Origin of the sequence: Tissierella pigra (genome assembly GCF_009695605.1) — a bacterium.
Lineage (GTDB): Bacteria > Bacillota > Clostridia > Tissierellales > Tissierellaceae > Tissierella > Tissierella pigra.
The window spans coordinates 1-15,740 of record NZ_VUNQ01000068.1 but is presented as its reverse complement, the minus strand read 5'-3'; the positions used below and the strand labels follow the sequence as shown (position 1 = coordinate 15,740).

22 protein-coding genes are annotated in these 15,740 nt (G+C 33.8%); 21 read left to right on the top strand and 1 reads right to left on the bottom strand.

Annotated features, from left to right (window positions below):
- From FYJ83_RS18325 to FYJ83_RS18300, 6 genes are all read left to right on the top strand, one after another.
- Positions 1–503: hypothetical protein (locus FYJ83_RS18325; protein ID WP_229768655.1), on the top strand; the 503-nt coding region annotated here is incomplete at its 5' end.
- A gap of 11 nt (positions 504–514) precedes the next feature.
- Positions 515–910: a DUF4320 family protein gene (locus FYJ83_RS18320; protein ID WP_154442942.1), complete on the top strand. Its 396-nt coding sequence runs from the start codon at positions 515–517 to the stop codon at positions 908–910.
- A gap of 8 nt (positions 911–918) precedes the next feature.
- Entirely contained in the window at positions 919–1,464 is a 546-nt protein-coding gene (locus tag FYJ83_RS18315; protein ID WP_154442941.1) for a hypothetical protein, read from the top strand.
- A gap of 85 nt (positions 1,465–1,549) precedes the next feature.
- Positions 1,550–2,173: a DUF6550 family protein gene (locus FYJ83_RS18310; RefSeq protein WP_154442940.1), complete on the top strand. Its 624-nt coding sequence runs from the start codon at positions 1,550–1,552 to the stop codon at positions 2,171–2,173.
- Between the two features lie 64 nt (positions 2,174–2,237).
- The gene (locus FYJ83_RS18305; protein WP_154442939.1) at positions 2,238–3,929 is read left to right on the top strand and encodes a hypothetical protein; all 1,692 of its coding nucleotides are present in this window, start codon (positions 2,238–2,240) and stop codon (positions 3,927–3,929) included.
- 25 nt (positions 3,930–3,954) lie between these two features.
- Positions 3,955–4,296 carry a DUF3852 domain-containing protein gene (locus FYJ83_RS18300; RefSeq protein WP_154442938.1) on the top strand — a complete coding sequence of 114 codons (342 nt, stop codon included), beginning with the start codon at positions 3,955–3,957 and terminating at the stop codon, positions 4,294–4,296.
- Positions 4,297–4,315: 19 nt separating this feature from the next.
- On the opposite strand, the gene FYJ83_RS18295 is transcribed toward FYJ83_RS18300, so the two are convergent.
- Complete coding sequence (locus tag FYJ83_RS18295) at positions 4,316–4,735, bottom strand: YjdF family protein (protein WP_154442937.1); 420 nt, start codon at positions 4,733–4,735, stop codon at positions 4,316–4,318.
- Positions 4,736–5,084: 349 nt separating this feature from the next.
- On the opposite strand from FYJ83_RS18295, the gene FYJ83_RS18290 reads away from it, so the two are divergent.
- The 15 genes from FYJ83_RS18290 to FYJ83_RS18215 all read left to right on the top strand — a co-directional run.
- Positions 5,085–5,828, top strand: coding sequence for a nitroreductase family protein (locus FYJ83_RS18290; RefSeq protein WP_154442936.1), 744 nt, complete (start codon positions 5,085–5,087; stop codon positions 5,826–5,828).
- Between the two features lie 42 nt (positions 5,829–5,870).
- The gene (locus FYJ83_RS18285; protein WP_326828372.1) at positions 5,871–6,809 is read left to right on the top strand and encodes a conjugal transfer protein TrbL family protein; all 939 of its coding nucleotides are present in this window, start codon (positions 5,871–5,873) and stop codon (positions 6,807–6,809) included.
- A 20-nt stretch (positions 6,810–6,829) separates the two neighbouring features.
- Positions 6,830–7,180, top strand: coding sequence for a DUF7768 domain-containing protein (locus tag FYJ83_RS18280; protein ID WP_154442934.1), 351 nt, complete (start codon positions 6,830–6,832; stop codon positions 7,178–7,180).
- Between the two features lie 2 nt (positions 7,181–7,182).
- Positions 7,183–7,845 (top strand): DNA cytosine methyltransferase, encoded by a 663-nt coding sequence (locus FYJ83_RS18275; RefSeq protein WP_154442933.1) that lies wholly within the window; start codon positions 7,183–7,185, stop codon positions 7,843–7,845.
- Complete coding sequence (locus tag FYJ83_RS18270) at positions 7,814–8,845, top strand: DNA cytosine methyltransferase (RefSeq protein WP_229768654.1); 1,032 nt, start codon at positions 7,814–7,816, stop codon at positions 8,843–8,845. The genes FYJ83_RS18275 and FYJ83_RS18270 overlap by 32 nt, the downstream gene beginning before the upstream one ends.
- A gap of 3 nt (positions 8,846–8,848) precedes the next feature.
- Positions 8,849–9,106, top strand: a complete 258-nt coding sequence (locus tag FYJ83_RS18265) for a hypothetical protein (protein ID WP_154442931.1) — start codon at positions 8,849–8,851, stop codon at positions 9,104–9,106.
- Positions 9,107–9,108: 2 nt separating this feature from the next.
- A complete protein-coding gene (locus FYJ83_RS18260; protein WP_229768653.1) occupies positions 9,109–9,696 on the top strand; it encodes a hypothetical protein in 588 nt (195 codons plus the stop codon).
- Between the two features lie 123 nt (positions 9,697–9,819).
- Entirely contained in the window at positions 9,820–10,596 is a 777-nt protein-coding gene (locus tag FYJ83_RS18255) for a Fic family protein (RefSeq protein ID WP_154442929.1), read from the top strand.
- A gap of 419 nt (positions 10,597–11,015) precedes the next feature.
- A complete protein-coding gene (locus FYJ83_RS18245) occupies positions 11,016–11,168 on the top strand; it encodes a hypothetical protein (RefSeq protein WP_154442927.1) in 153 nt (50 codons plus the stop codon).
- A gap of 568 nt (positions 11,169–11,736) precedes the next feature.
- A complete protein-coding gene (locus tag FYJ83_RS18240; protein WP_154442926.1) occupies positions 11,737–12,231 on the top strand; it encodes a hypothetical protein in 495 nt (164 codons plus the stop codon).
- A 35-nt stretch (positions 12,232–12,266) separates the two neighbouring features.
- The gene (locus FYJ83_RS18235; protein WP_154442925.1) at positions 12,267–13,001 is read left to right on the top strand and encodes a hypothetical protein; all 735 of its coding nucleotides are present in this window, start codon (positions 12,267–12,269) and stop codon (positions 12,999–13,001) included.
- Between the two features lie 455 nt (positions 13,002–13,456).
- On the top strand, positions 13,457–13,948 hold the full coding sequence (locus FYJ83_RS18230) for a Fic family protein (protein ID WP_229768652.1): 492 nt from the start codon (positions 13,457–13,459) through the stop codon (positions 13,946–13,948).
- Positions 13,949–14,148: 200 nt separating this feature from the next.
- Positions 14,149–14,661, top strand: a complete 513-nt coding sequence (locus FYJ83_RS18225; protein WP_154442943.1) for a GNAT family N-acetyltransferase — start codon at positions 14,149–14,151, stop codon at positions 14,659–14,661.
- 32 nt (positions 14,662–14,693) lie between these two features.
- Entirely contained in the window at positions 14,694–15,194 is a 501-nt protein-coding gene (locus tag FYJ83_RS18220) for a hypothetical protein (protein WP_229768651.1), read from the top strand.
- A gap of 143 nt (positions 15,195–15,337) precedes the next feature.
- A partial coding sequence (locus FYJ83_RS18215) for a hypothetical protein (protein ID WP_229768650.1) occupies positions 15,338–15,740 on the top strand: 403 nt, incomplete at its 3' end.

Genomic DNA, 15,740 nt, shown 5'->3' with positions numbered 1-15,740 from the left:
TTTTGGTTTATTTTAAAGAGATAAGAAGGGCAGATGAAGAGCTGAATGAAAAACGAAATAAGATAGAAAAAGAATTGCCAAGATTTGTAGCAACCATTACCCAAGAATTAAAGGCCAGCAGAGATGTGCTATCAATGCTAGAGAACTTTAAGAAAAATGCAGGAATAGATTTTGCAAATGAATTAGATATATTAACTGCAGATATGAGATCCTCTTCTTACGAAGCAGCCCTTACAAGGTTTCAGGCAAGGATAAATTCACCTATGTTATCAGATATTACTAGAGGGCTAATCGGTGTTCTTCGTGGAGATGATGGATCGATGTATTTTCAAATGCTATCCCATGATATGAAACAATTAGAACTTCAAAGGTTAAAGGCTGAAGCTATGAAAATACCACCAAAGATAAGAGTGTTCTCCTTTATTATGCTTATGTGTTTTATGGGTGTATATATATCTATTATCATCTATGAAATTATCCGCTCTTTCAGCGGATTGTTTTAGGAGGTGTTCATATGCTTAAGGTACTAAAGTCTAATAAGGGAGAAGGATATATTGATGTAGCTGTACTTGTACTTTCTGTAATGCTTGTTATTGCTCTGGCTGTAAAAGTATTTCCAGTTTATATAGCAAAGCAACAAATTGACACCTTTGCCACAGAACTTGTTAGAGAAGCAGAGATTGCAGGAAGGGTAGGGGCAGAAACTACAAATAGGGAAATTTTATTAAGAGATAAAATGGGAATTACACCAACGGTTAAGTGGTCAAGAACAGGAAAGATACAATTAAATGAAGAGATAACTGTTACTTTAACCTATGAAACTAATATAGGTTTGTTTGGAGGATTTGGTTCCTTCCCTATAACTTTAAGAGCTGATGCTGCTGGGAAATCTGAAGTATATTGGAAGTAGGTGAAACGATGCAGAAACTCAAACAAATACTAAAAGATAAAAAAGGCAGTTCCTTTCCTTTGATTGTAGCTGTAGCTTTGTGTATTGTAATAATTATTACAGGAATATCTGAATATTTTAGACTGATGATTATAGCACAGGGTGTTCGTGATGCAGTGCAAAATGCAGTAATTTCCACAGTAAATGATAACTATGATGATGTCTATCATGGAGTTCGTGAAGGATATTCAGGAGGATATCAGCCAGTAGCAGATGATTTTGAAGAATCTCTTGATTATGGAGATATTTATAATAGACTGGATACAATATTAGGATTAAAACAAAGTGGTGGATACCATGTAAAGACTATATCAGATGGAAAAATGGAGTTTAGAATATGGAATTTAGATGTAGATATAAGAAATGCACCTATTGCATCAGGAGATATTGCCAGTTCAAGATTTAAGGTTGATTGCACCATTATGCTTGAAGTACCAGTATCCTTTGGGGGGAGACTTCTTCCAAGTATGAGGATAAAAATAAAGACAAGCGGAGGCTATACTCCTAAGTTTTAAGAGTTTAGAAAATATGAATAGACATTTGAAGACTCTTGTGGTAGGGTGTGAATTATAAGAAACGGAAAAAAGGAGGCAGAAATCTATGAAGAATATAAGTGAAAAAACTAAAAAGTGGCTTGTAGTTACTGGAGGTTTGGTGATTTGTGCAATGCTTATACTTATGATAAGCTCACAGTTTAGAAAAGAACCAATAGAGGATACACTGCCAAATCAAAATATAGAAGTTGATGATGTAACAATAGAAAAACCAAAGGATACAGAAAAGGCAGAGAAAGAAGAAGTAACGAATGATGAAGATAAAACAGATAATAAAGAAGCAAAGGAAAAGGAAGCTGAAATTATAGTACCACCAATTAAAACTCCAGATACACAGTCTACAAATAAGAACGGTGTAAATAAGGGAACAGAGCAGACTATTCAAAAGAATGTTGAAAAGCCTAAAGAACCTACAAAAGAACAGCTTACAAATCCAACTCAGAAACCTAATGGTGAAAGAGTAACAGAGCCACCAGTAAATGTAGATCATGACAAGGTGGAGAAACCCGAAGAGCCACCAAAAAAGAATGATGAACCAAAGAGTGGAGATAAAAAAGATGGTAAGATTTATGTGCCTGGATTTGGGTGGATTGATGATATTGGAGAGGGAGAAGGAGTAAAAGTAGATGGAGATGGTGATATCAATAAACAAATAGGTGATATGAATTAAATATAGATAGCAAGATAAACACTGTAGAAATGCAGTGTTTTTTTATTTGCAGAAAGGAGATTCCATGAAAAAAATATTGACATTATTAATGGTATTTTTAATGGTGTTTAACTTTATAATACCTATTTCTGTACTTGCAGTTGGTGATGGAAACATAGATTCTGGTGGTGGAGGAATGGGAAGTGGTACAAGTGACAATAAATGGTCATCTGGTTATGATGGGGTGCGTATAACTGTAGTTCGTGCAAATGATCATTCTACAGTGACTACTCCAATCGATTTTACAAACAAGTCACCGACCAATGTTCGACTGCATTTTGGAAAGGTAAGCAAATTGAGTTACAATGAGGGAAAATCTCTTTATCCTAGTGGAGAAAGTTATTCTTTTATTAACCCTGCCCAAGCAATGCCAAGAATAGTAAGTACAGATGGAAAAAACAATATAGATGCAATAAAAAAGTATTTTTGTTCTGAATATATAATAAAAAGAATTGCTGATATCACAGGAATGAATTATGACATACTAATCAGTGGAGATTATAAACTACTCTTAGAACCTATGGCATATTATACATTTCAAGGGGTTATGGTTGCTACAACAGCAACAGAGGCGGCTATGTATGATGAGCAGGTAAATGGATTATTAAGAAGTAAAATGGTGTCCTTATCCCATAAAAATTTACCTCTCTCAATGTTTTTGGAAGTAGGAGATTTAGGATATCATGCATGGAAAGGCAGTACGTCAACTCCAGCATCCAATGCAGATATCAAGTCTTCTTTAGGTCTTGGGATTGTTCGTTTTACAGAGAAACCAGAAGAACCAATTATTAGCACCTATGATTATGAATATAGAGTAAATACAGAAGTTATAACATCGGTAATGGTAAGTGGTGGGCAATCTGATCCTGATAATCCAACCAGTGTTAGCTTTGAAATAGGGGAAAGAACCTACAATGTAGGAAATGTCTACTATCCTAGAGGTGACTCACAACTTGCTTGGGTAAAATGGACAACACCAGATACTGAGCAGGATATGATTATTAATGTAAGTGTTCGTGGTTCTGGCAGCATAACTAAATCGATTATCAATGTAAGGATTGTTGATTTAGACAAGAATCCACCGCCAAATCCTGTTGCAGACGATAGAAATGATTCATTTTCTTATGCTTCTGTTCCAAATAGGGAGCAGAAAACAACAGCTAATTGGAGCATATGGAGTCCATGGTGGCAAGAGTATTGGGTATGGCATAGAACTGGGGAAGATTCAGGATATTGGTGTGACCATGGATGGTGGGAGTTTGACCTTGACCAATATAGTGCAAGACTTTCTGCTGATATGAGAATTACAACGGATAGTAAAAATCCTACTGCAAATGGGAAAACCTTTAAAAGTGGATATGGGATTAATCAATTAATAAATGCAAGTATTAGCAGTAATCAAAGTTCTGCTACTACCTACCCTCAAAATGCTGTTTCTTATTTCCCAGAATTCCAATATGAAACCTATTGGAGATTATTAGAGCGTGTTTCCAATGGTTCAAATGCTAGGTTTGAACTTAAGAAAAACAATTACTCCACTTATAAGAATCGTACACATTTTACTCCAATATGGATGCCAGACGGTGAATATATTGTAAACACATGGCTCGTAGATGCATGGACCCCTGATGGGATGCTTTCTATGAATCTTACAGACTCACTTACAATAAGGGGAAATCTATGGCAAGACTGGCATATTGCGCCTTTAAAACCTTAAATACAGAAAAAGAAAGGTGGATTTTATGAAGAGATATAAGAGAAGTACATTAGCTATATGCATAGTATTAATGTTTACTTTAATGTTTAGTACTACAGCTTTTGCTGCAGGTTCGGGAGATGTAGCAGGTGCAATCGAGGGCACTTGGAAAGATGCATCCGGGCAAATTAAGACTGTAGTAAATAAAGTTGTGTTTCCTGCAATAGATCTTATTTTAGCGGTATTTTTCTTTGCTAAATTAGGCATGGCATATTTTGATTATCGCAAGCACGGTCAATTTGAATGGGCAGCCCCTGCAATACTGTTTGCATGCTTGGTATTCACCCTAACAGCACCAAAATATATTTGGACAATACTAGGATTATAGTAGAGGAAACACAGGGGGATTAATGCCCCTTGCGTTTCTTCCTGCGTTTTTCCTGTCGTAATTGAAATTGGCGTTCTTTCTCCGCTTCACGTTGTTCACGAGAACGAGACTTTCGTTCCAATTTTCCTTGTTCTTGCTGAAGCTTTAATGCTTGCTGTGCCTTTGTGCCAATCCCAGTATTTTGCAATTGCTTGTTGATTTCCCGTTGAATCCGCTTGGGGTTAATACGCTTTTTGACAAGCATTGATGCTTCGAGAGATGGACTAAACCGTAGCTTGCTGTAGTTTTTGAGAATGAAGTCGTAAACTTCATAATCCTTTGGTTCAGCTCCAAAGGTGATTTTGCAAACTTCATACTTGCAATCAAATTCACGTTCATAGACACCTATCCAAAAAGGCTCATCAAAAAATACAGTCAGCTTGGAAACAGTCTTACTCATAATGAAATCCTCCTTTAGTGTACTTGCAAAGAACGGACAACCAAGGAGGTAGGTTACTGACAGCTTTCACTGCGTCCGGACTACCAACCGGAACTGTGTTTCTATCTCTGCATCTTTATTTTAACTCTTTACTTACTTAAGGTCAACTGAGATGTGACCGTCCTTTTGCAAGGATTGACTGGAAGATACTTGGTGTACAATGAAAAAGAGCAGACTGACTTCCTCTGTAAAAATCGGCCTGCTCAGCAAATTGGGATTTAAGAATTTTAAAAAATATGTTGTTATTAATTTTAAAGCATTATATTATGATTGCAGACACTGGTGTACTTAATAAATAGGAGGATAACAGATGGTGATAGATAAAGAATATAACATGATTTTTAAAAGAAAATCATTTAGAAAATTTAATGATAGCCTTAAACTTACAAATGAAGAATTGCATCATATTAATGAAAAAATTAAAGAGCTAATACCCCTTGTAGAAAATATAGAGGTTAAATATAAGGTTGTAAGGAGAGATGAAACCACCTGTAAACGAGGAGAATATTGTTTATTAATTTATAGTGAGGAAAAAGAAAATTACTTACTAAATGTTGGATATATGTTTGAACAATTAGACTTATATTTGGCTTCTAAGGATATTGGTGTATGCTGGTATGGAATGGGTAAAACAGAAGAAGCAGAATATAAAAATTTGAAATTTGTGATTATGTTGGCACTTGGGAAAGCTGAACCTAGTGAGTTTAGAAAAGATTATAGAAAATGCAAGAGAAAAGAAATAGGGGAAACTTGGTCAGGGGTTAATGGATTAGAAACAATAGCAGAAGTTACAAAATATGCTCCAAGTACATGTAATACTCAACCTTGGAGAGTTATTTGTGAAAATAATAAATTAAAAATATATAGGACAACAAATATTAAATCTATTATGCCTAAGGATAAAGTACCATTTTACAATTCAATTGATTTAGGAATTTTTCTCTATTTCTTAGAATTAGCTTTGTTATATAATCATATTTCATTTCAGAGATTTTTGTTAAAGGAAGAGAATAAAGCGAATTTAATACCTATTGCCACATATAATTTGCTTTAACGACAAATTTTAATTTAAATTGGCACATCATATAAAAAGGATGTGCTTTTTTTATTTCAGCAAAAGGAGGCGATAAAAATATTTATATGGGATTTTATCTTAGGCGATGTTATGGATCAAATAATTGATTGGATTTATGGACAACTTATAGGTTTTCTTGCAGATTTCTTTGCTCAGATGGGAAACATGGGAGTAGAACTCTTTGAGATGAGTTGGGTACAGTCAATTGTTTTGTTTTTCTCTTATCTTGCCTGGTCATTATATGGAACAGGTCTTGTGGTATCATGCTTTGAAACAGGTATTGAATATCAAAATGGAAGGGGGAGTATTAAAGATGCAGGCTTAAATGCAATTAAAGGATTTATGGCAGTAAGTCTATTTACAATTGTACCAATAGAACTATATAAATTATCTGTTAACTTACAAGCAAGTTTAACTGCAGGAATTACAGGATATGGTACTGGAATTAGTGAACTAGCTTCAAATATTATTACAACATTAAATAATGCAGGAGATGTTACTAGTGTCGGTAGTTCAGGAATATTTGGTGGACTTTCTATAATAACAAGTCCATTTATGGCTCTGTTTATTATTATTTTAATGGGTTATGCAGTGATTAAAGTATTTTTTGCTAATCTTAAAAGAGGTGGAATTTTACTGATACAGATAGCAGTTGGAAGCCTTTATATGTTTTCTGTTCCTCGTGGCTACATTGATGGCTTTATTCAATGGTGTAAGCAAATAATTGGTCTTTGTCTTACGACCTTTTTACAGGCAACAATACTTACAGCTGGACTAATGGTAGTAAAAGATCATGCATTATTAGGGCTGGGCTTAATGCTATCAGCAGGAGAAGTACCGAGGATTGCTGGGGCATTTGGACTTGATACATCTACAAAGGCTAATATAATGAGTGCAGTTTATACAGCACAAGCAGCAGTTAACACTACAAAAACTATCGTACAGGCAGTACCAAAATAATAATAGAAATGGAGGATTTTATGAAACTAATATTTGTAGCATCTCCATATAAAGGAGATATAGAAAAGAATATAGAGTATGCGAAACAGGCTTGCCGATATGTGTTAAATGAAGGTAATGCCTTTTTTTGTCCTCATCTTCTCTATCCTCAGGTTTTAGATGATAATAATCCAGAAGAAAGAGAATTAGGAATCAGTTTAGGAAAGGAAGTTTTGACTAAATGCGATGAGCTTTGGGCATTCGGTGATAATATTTCAAGTGGGATGTTCGAAGAAATTGAATTTGCAAGAGAAAGAGGCATTCCTATAAAAAGAATTACACATCTTCATATGGAAACAAAAGAACAGACTCTCTTAAGGTTAGGAATGTAAAAATGATTACCTTAGGGAGTCTTTTTGATGGAATAGGAGGATTTCCCCTTGCTGCTGTTAATAATGGAATTACTCCCATATGGGCAAGTGAGATAGAATCCTTTCCCATTGAAGTGACGAAAATAAGGTTTCCAGATATGGTCCATGTTGGTGATATAACAAAATTAAAAGGGGATGAATTACCCCCTGTTGATATTATAACTGGTGGCTCACCTTGCCAAGATTTATCTGTAGCTGGTAAAAGAGCAGGCCTTGCAGGTGAGCGTTCAGGATTATTTATGGAACAAATTAGAATCACAAAAGAAATGAGGTATAAAGATGGAAGAGAAGGAAAAGCAAATCACCTTATACGACCTCGATACTTCGTTTGGGAAAATGTCCCCGGAGCATTTTCCAGTGCAGAAGGGGAGGACTTCAAGGCGGTCCTCGAAGAAACCGCAAGAATTGCAGACAGCAATGTATCTATACCTAGACCTGCGGGAGGGATATGGAAACCTGCTGGGTGCATATTGGGATATGAATTCACCATTGCTTGGAGAGTTCTCGATGCTCAATACTGGGGTGTCGCCCAAAGGCGTAAAAGAATCTTTCTTGTGGCAGATTTTGGAGGACACACCGCTCCCAAAATATTATTTGAGCAAGAAAGCTTGTTTGGGAATACTTAGAAGGGCAAAGTTAAGGGGTAAGGAACTGCCAGGGCAATTAAAAATTGCTTTGGAAATTCAAGCTGGACTTGAGATAACAGAGCAAGAACTTAATCAGGATATGTCCAATGAATACAAAGCATATCATATTAATCAACGTAATGAAGGAATTGACCTAGACGGAATATCAGGTGCTTTAATGGCAACCCAAAATATGCAGATGCAAACATTTATTACAGAATCTATGTTATGTCTAAATGATCAGGGTGGTAATCGAATGGATATAACAGAAAATATCACTTCTACTTTACGAGCTAGTATGGGTGGAAATTTGCCTATAGTAATAGAAAATCAACCTTCTTTATTTGATAATCATGGAAGAGATTGCAGATATAATGGTCCTCTAAAAGTAGCACCAACAATAGCAGCAACCTACGGGACAGGTGGAAATAATGTACCTTTATTATCAAAACCTATTGTCCCAGAAAGCTATTGTATTGCAGGAAATATTATAGATAGGCAAGATCATAATGGTGGAAATGGGTGTGGATTTCAAGAAAATATTAGCTATACCCTTACTACAGGTGATATTCATGCTATTTGTTTTCCACCTAAAACATATCAGAAAACAATAGGTGCATTGTGTGTAGGAGATGAAAAAGGAAGTGGGAATCAATATGTAGATCAAGATAAATGTATTATAGATTATGAAAAGACTATATTCGGACAATCAGAATTTGCAAATTACAAAGAAGGCTGTGCAACACTTCGGGCAGAAGGCGGAGATATTGGAGGCGGTAGTGAAAATCTAGTAACTACAAAGAATATTGTACGCAGGCTAACTCCATTGGAATGTGAAAGGCTTCAAGGATTTCCAGATGGATGGACTAACATTGAAAAGGCATCAGATAGTGCAAGATATAAGGCATTAGGTAACAGTGTAGCAATCCCTTGTGTAGATTTTATTATGCAAGGGATTGCTTATTTTTTAAGAAAACAAAAGGAAGAAGGAGTTGATTAAATAATGTATATGTATCCTGATAATTTAAAGGCTAAAGCAACATTGTGGCTATGGGAACTTAAAGATATTGGAGTTATTGGAATAGGACTTCTTATTTCTATATTTGCTTTAGTACAGCTAAGATTTATGCCACCAATTGTAATAACAGCAGTCTATGGATTTTTAACTATACAATTTGAGGACACAAGTATACTGAATTTTATTCGATATGCCTGTGCCTTTTTTATTTTTAAGCAGCAGATTTTTGAATGGAGGTTATAGGATTGGAAAGAAAACAGAAACAAAAAGAAAAGCAAAAGCAGTCTACAAGAGAGTTAATTGGCATTGATGAAATCACAGATTATAGCATAAAAACTCAATATGGTGAATTAGTATATTTTATTATTCATCCAACCAATATTTCAGTGTTATCTGATGAAAATGTAAGTGCTAGGATATATGCACTTATGACAGTACTAAAAGGAATAGCTGAAATCGAAATGCTGTGTCTTAATTCAAAGGAAAACTTTGATGATAATAAGCAATATTTAAAAAGAAGAATGGAGATAGAACAAAATCCTGTTATAAGAAAACTGTTACAACAGGATAGTATAAATCTTGATAGAATGCAAGTACAGATGGCAACTGCCCGAGAGTTTCTAATTATTATTCGTCTTAAAGATGAAAAGGAATCAAATGTGTTTCCTTATCTTGCAAGGATAGAAAAGAGTTTAAAGGATCAGGGATTTGCAGCTAGAAGAGCAGATAACCAGGATATTAAAAGACTTCTTGGAGTATATTATGAGCAGAATGTAACAACGGAAAAATATGAAGATTATGATGGGGAAAGGTGGGTAATTTTCAATGATTAAATAAAGTAGAGATAGAAAATATGAGTTTATTTGATAAATGGTATATGGTACAATTGGTATAATTAAAGGATCATGAAAACTATACTATATCTATATAAAAATATCTAAAAAGGGAGTGAAATGATGGAAGGCATTGAAAAATTGGATTTATATCAAAATACCATTAATGAGTTAAGACCATTTGAAGGTGAAATGCTAAAGCAGATAAAAGACTTTTATCGTGTTGGATTAACATGGACATCAAATGCACTAGAGGGGAATTCTTTGACTGAAAGTGAAACAAAAGTTTTAATAGAAGATGGATTAACGGTTGGGGGAAGACCTCTAAGAGATATGTTTGAAGCCGTAGATCATGCAAAAGCATATGACTATATGTTTACTTTGCTTGGGAATAAAGAAATCATAGAGAAAGACATCCTTTATCTGCATAAACTGTTTTATCATAATATAGATGAGAAATTTGCAGGAAGATATCGTGACATTCCTGTATTTATCACAGGATCTAACTATCCGGTTACCAAAGTAGAAAATATTCAAAGTGAAATAGAGGATTTATGTAAATGGATAAAGACAGAGAGAAGTAAGTATCATCCAGTGGAATTTGCAGCTATTCTTCATAAAAAGTTTGTATTTATTCATCCTTTTAAAGATGGCAACGGCAGGGTCGCTAGACTATTAATGAATACAGCATTAATACAAGATGGATATCTACCAGCACTAATTCCTCCAATTTTACGAAGTGAGTATATTTCACTCCTAGAAAAAGCACATGAAGATGATAGCTCATTTATTAACTTTATAGCTGAAAGAGAATTGGAATCACAAAAGGATTTTTTACGACTTCTTCATATTCCATTGCCTAAGTTAGAGCAAGATAATAATGGAATGAAGATGGAATAATAAGATATTTAGGGAATAAAAGTAGAATTGCACATCATTATAAAAATATATATTAGGAGGAAAACGTGAAATTTGCTACTTTTTTTATAATTTTTATTGTTTTTTATAGTATCTATAATTGGATAATTAAAAAAACTGATATCCATAGTAAATTATTTAATAAGCCTATAAAGGTCAAATATATAACCTCTTTTTGGATACTGCTTATTATCATTAAAGTTTTCCTTCGAATTTAAGACAAAGTACTTCAATTTCATATATTCCTTTCAATACTGTCATAGGTGCATATATTCTATGCCCGATAAAACTCTTAGTTCATGACATTAAAATATATAGTTCATGACAAATCATGGCACAAAAATATAAAATTGTTATAATAAGAATAAATAATTTATTAACCAAAATAAGAGGGAGAAATTATGATGAAAAAACTATTAACTATCCTGCTCTCATGTGCGATGTTGCTTTCTTTTTCAGTAACTGCTTTCGCCACTGAAAATGCAACCCACAACGTACCGGAAGAAATTATGGACACTGCTCTTGGTGGGCATGACTATCCTCAGATTCTCTAGGACAAGATGTCTTCGACTGTAAAGGAGTCTCTCTATGAGTAGAATGTAACAACGGAAAAATATGAAGATTATGATATTGAGACGAGGAATATTCTAACTATTCAATCTAAAATTAAGTAATGATGCAGAAAGTCTTTTCAATCAAATAGCATCTGAGATGAATATTAGAAAAAGCACTGAAGTTTACAGTAATGAGAGCATTCTTTCACCTATGATTATTGACTTTTATAAGTTTAGAGTGATTCTTCCAGATAAATATATATCTCAAAAAGATTTGGTTTTTTGACACGAATGAATTCATTTTAAAAGAAAAGATCATTGTTGTAAGATATTAGCCTCCATTCCAAGTTTAATACACTGGTTTAATCATATTATTTATTAACAAAAAACATTGAAGAATCTTCGAGATTGTATGTGATGAAACATTAACTGAAAATATGATGTTAGATGAAAGATAGTACTATAGAGAAGTACTTCTGAAATTCGTAAGTTCTGCATCTATTTTTATACTATCTTAAGTTTGCTTTCGAAAAACAAGCTGATTCTGTTAAGGAGGTTTGGGTTGATTATGAAAAATAAATCTATAACAAAAAGAAATGTAGGGACAGTATTTGTAATAACCGTAGTATATGCTATTACATTATCACTTGGAGCAAAAGTGATTTTTGCTAATGTAGGAGGTATTAGTAAAACAAATCTTGGAGAAAAAAAGACATTGGAATCATTGATACAGGAGACTAACGGTAAAGAGATTGAATCGTTGGCTTCTACAGAAAATATCTATGATACTAATGAAAATGGACTTACCTATGGAAGTGATGAATATGGTTTGCAAAGAGATTTAGAGCCAGATTTAATTCAAGCTTACGGTACGGATGGTACATTAGGTTATGTATATGCTTCCGATCTTGATTATCATCCAAGTTCGCCTCAACAAGCAGTAGAATATCAAATGAATAAGTCTTCTGACACAACAATTCCTCTTTATGATAAAAGTGGTGAAAAAATTATTGGTGAATTTGTTTTAAAAAATAGAGAGCCAAGAAAACAAAGAAGCCATTAATTATAAAATAATAAAAGGTAGGGAGGTAATTTGTTATGAAACGATGTAAAAGGTTTTTAAGTTTATTGGCGGTGATTGTAGTTATTGTTACAGCTTCAAGTTTTGCATATACAGATACTTGGTCAGATTACAAGACCACAACTCTTTATGGTTATACCTATGAGTATTGTTGTTTAACTTCAATCAGATATGGAAACCCCAAAACTATGGAAGCATCAACACTCTTAAAATGTGAAAGAAATGCACCAGCTGGTTATATGGGTGCTCAAGCAAGACTATATACCGAGAGAGGTACTTTAGTTACTGCTAGTGATTGGGTTTATAATACAAGTCCACTAGCTGGATATTATGTTGACTCTGATGTCACGACAACAAAGGGTAATTATTACAGCTATGGTAGAGTGAAGCTATACAACGGAAATGGATATAACGATTATTATACTTATCAGTCACCTATTGGTGTATTAAATTCAATCGAACCTGTTACCTATAAAACAAACAAATATGGTGACACCTATGGAACAGGAGTAACGGTCGCCATTACAGGCGAAGATCCAGATTTCATTGAAGCACTGGGCGTTGATGGAACTTTTGGATATGTACGTTCATCTGACTTGGAGTCGAAGGTTAGCAGTCCAAGAGATGCTTTACTTAGTAAATCATTGGAAAAAGCAAATCGTATGATACCACTTTATGACGAAGAAAGAAATGTAATTGGACAGTTTGAGATTAACACTAGATATAGCGAATACACCGAATTGAGTCAATAAGACCTTTTTTAAAATGAAAAGCATTCATTTTGCCTGTTCAAATTAATATCTACTAAAGAGAGAGCATTTAGAAATGCTCTCTCTTTCCGTAATTAGTAAGAGAACAATGTGGCAAAATAAATAAGCTTCAATATAATTCAACAAGAGGAATATGTAGTAAAGAAATTTTTAATAGAAATTTACTTTGATTGTTAAATTTAAGATAGCTCTATCTTTGGCAACCCATATATGTATATGGATATTGAGTAAATATTCGACATGTTGAGAAAATAATTACCAAAATGTTATAATGAGCTAAGACTATTTGAGAGTGAAATGCTAAGGCAGATAAAAGATTTTTATCGTATAGCATTAACATAGACATCCAATGCACTAGAGGATAATTCTTTAACTGAAAGAGAAACACAAGCACTAATAGAGGATGGATTAACAGTTGGGACAGACCCCTAAGAGATATGTCCGAAGTTCTAGATCATGCAAAAGCATATGACTATATGTTTATTTTGCTAGGGAATAAAGAAATCATAGAGAAAGACATCCTTTATCTGCATAAACTATTCTATCAAAATATTGAGGAAAAGTTTGCGGGAAGATATCGTGACATTCCTGTATTTATTACAGGGTCTAGCTACTCAGTTACTAAAGTGGAAAATATTCAAAGTGAAATAGAGGATTTATGTAAATGGATAATAACAGAAAGAAAAAACTATCATCCAGTAGAATTTGCAGCTATTCTCCATAAAAAGTTTGTATTTATCCATCCTTTTAAAGATGGCAACGGCAGAGTAGCAAGACTTTTGATGAATACAGCACTAATACAAAATGGATATCTGCCAGCACTAATTCCTCCAATTTTACAAACTGAGTATATTTCACTCCTAGAAAAAGCACATGAAGATGATAGCTTATTTATTAACTTTATTATAGAAAGAGAGTTAGAATCGTAAAAGGATTTTTTTACGACTTCTTCATATACCACTGCCTAACCTAGAGCAAGATAATGGTGAAATGAAGATGGAATAATAATGTATCCTGGATTAATGTGAACTAGGAAAGATTATATAAGACGTAGATAAATAGGAATTTATCAATGTTCACAATTCATGCAAAAGGTAGAACAAATATATTTGGAAGGAGAAATTTTGACATGGTTATTTTGCGAACACCACGTTTGTACATGCGGAAAATACAAACAGATGATTATAGTTCTGTCTGCTCAATTTTGCAGGACATTGATGTCATGTATGCTTGGGAACATGCCTTTTCTGATGAGGAAGTAGTGCAGTGGATTGACGAAAATATTATGAGATATAATAGGGATGGTTATAGTTACTGGACAGTAATAGAAAAAGCGTCGGATAAGTTAATTGGAGTCACCGGGTTAATTTCTGAACAAGCAGATTATGAAAACTATGTCGGAGTTGGCTATATTTATCAAAAATCATATTGGGGAAACGGGTATGCCTTTGAAGCCGCTTCCGCTTGTGTTGATTATGCTTTTAATATTTTGCATCTAAATGAAATTACGGCGCAAATTCGACCAGAGAATACGGCTTCAAGAAAAGTGGCTGAAAGACTTGGCATGTCTATAAAGAAGCAGTTTATTAGACATTATAAAAACAAAGACATACCCCATCTTCTTTATAGTCGTACAATATAAGCATTGTTTTTGTCGCAGTTTATATCAACAATGTGAAGCTACAAATTCCAATTTGTGTAAAAGATGAATTGATTTACAAAATTAGTAGTTATGAGAGGGATGATATTATGATATATGCAAAATGTATTAGAGAATCTCAAATTGCCAAAAGTGCTTCTGAGTTTCAGAAGAGACAGAATGAAGAAAATCATGTCTATTGCATAGGGCAAACGACAGTGTCAAAAAATGGATTTGACATATTATACTGTGTACCTTTAAATTTTATTTATGATTGCTTAAAGTATGGTAGATATATCGCAATAATAGATGCGGATGATGATAGTTTAGAATACCCATATAAAAGCAGTTATATGGGGCTTCAACGGTGTACTTCTGAACAACTAGTAATTAATATTATGGATTCACAAGACGAACAAACTATAGATTATATATTTAACGAGGTCGGGAATGCAGATTTAGTACATGATGGATATGTACATACCCTCCCTGATAATATACAAAAATATTTTAGAAAAAAGCAGGAAAACTGTTGATGCAATGATTAGTAAAAATCCAATTTATCGATGAAATTATGGAGCAATCTTAAAAACAAACTTTATATATTATTTTAACCAAACCTTGCACATTGTGTAAGGTTTTTTTAATGTCAAAAAAGAAAGAGAGGTAAAGAAATACAATGGTAAAAAAGAAATCACCAATCATAGAAGATGAAAAAATAAAAAGCTTTATAGATATGATTGCCCCTTCCATCATTAAATTTAACACCGATCACTTCATTTGTGGGAACACCTATCGGTGTGTATGGGCATTAAGAGAATATCCTACAAGTACAAATGAACAGGCAATCCTCCGTCATCTTGGAGAAAAAGATGGGGTTACACTTAGAATCTATACAAGGCAAGTAACTCCAAATGAAGAAAAGAAAATTATCCATAATGCAGCCAATAAAAACAGGATGAATACTTCAAATACAAATGATTTACAACAGACTGTAACAGCGGAAAGTAATCTACAAGATGTGGTAACACTAGTATCTACTATGCATAGAAATAGGGAGCCACTATTTCATTGTGCAGTAT

Bases quoted from the DNA above. Each gene is read 5' to 3' on its own strand.
- FYJ83_RS18300 (WP_154442938.1), top strand. From the start codon at position 3,955: ATGAAGAGATATAAGAGAAGTACATTAGCTATATGCATAGTATTAATG.
- FYJ83_RS18320 (WP_154442942.1), top strand. From the start codon at position 515: ATGCTTAAGGTACTAAAGTCTAATAAGGGAGAAGGATATATTGATGTA.
- FYJ83_RS18245 (WP_154442927.1), top strand. From the start codon at position 11,016: ATGATGAAAAAACTATTAACTATCCTGCTCTCATGTGCGATGTTGCTT.
- FYJ83_RS18305 (WP_154442939.1), top strand. From the start codon at position 2,238: ATGAAAAAAATATTGACATTATTAATGGTATTTTTAATGGTGTTTAAC.
- FYJ83_RS18235 (WP_154442925.1), top strand. From the start codon at position 12,267: ATGAAACGATGTAAAAGGTTTTTAAGTTTATTGGCGGTGATTGTAGTT.
- FYJ83_RS18280 (WP_154442934.1), top strand. From the start codon at position 6,830: ATGAAACTAATATTTGTAGCATCTCCATATAAAGGAGATATAGAAAAG.
- FYJ83_RS18275 (WP_154442933.1), top strand. From the start codon at position 7,183: ATGATTACCTTAGGGAGTCTTTTTGATGGAATAGGAGGATTTCCCCTT.
- FYJ83_RS18225 (WP_154442943.1), top strand. From the start codon at position 14,149: ATGGTTATTTTGCGAACACCACGTTTGTACATGCGGAAAATACAAACA.
- FYJ83_RS18240 (WP_154442926.1), top strand. From the start codon at position 11,737: ATGAAAAATAAATCTATAACAAAAAGAAATGTAGGGACAGTATTTGTA.
- FYJ83_RS18230 (WP_229768652.1), top strand. From the start codon at position 13,457: ATGTCCGAAGTTCTAGATCATGCAAAAGCATATGACTATATGTTTATT.
- FYJ83_RS18310 (WP_154442940.1), top strand. From the start codon at position 1,550: ATGAAGAATATAAGTGAAAAAACTAAAAAGTGGCTTGTAGTTACTGGA.
- FYJ83_RS18265 (WP_154442931.1), top strand. From the start codon at position 8,849: ATGTATATGTATCCTGATAATTTAAAGGCTAAAGCAACATTGTGGCTA.
- FYJ83_RS18255 (WP_154442929.1), top strand. From the start codon at position 9,820: ATGGAAGGCATTGAAAAATTGGATTTATATCAAAATACCATTAATGAG.
- FYJ83_RS18290 (WP_154442936.1), top strand. From the start codon at position 5,085: ATGGTGATAGATAAAGAATATAACATGATTTTTAAAAGAAAATCATTT.
- FYJ83_RS18295 (WP_154442937.1), bottom strand. From the start codon at position 4,735: ATGAGTAAGACTGTTTCCAAGCTGACTGTATTTTTTGATGAGCCTTTT.
- FYJ83_RS18315 (WP_154442941.1), top strand. From the start codon at position 919: ATGCAGAAACTCAAACAAATACTAAAAGATAAAAAAGGCAGTTCCTTT.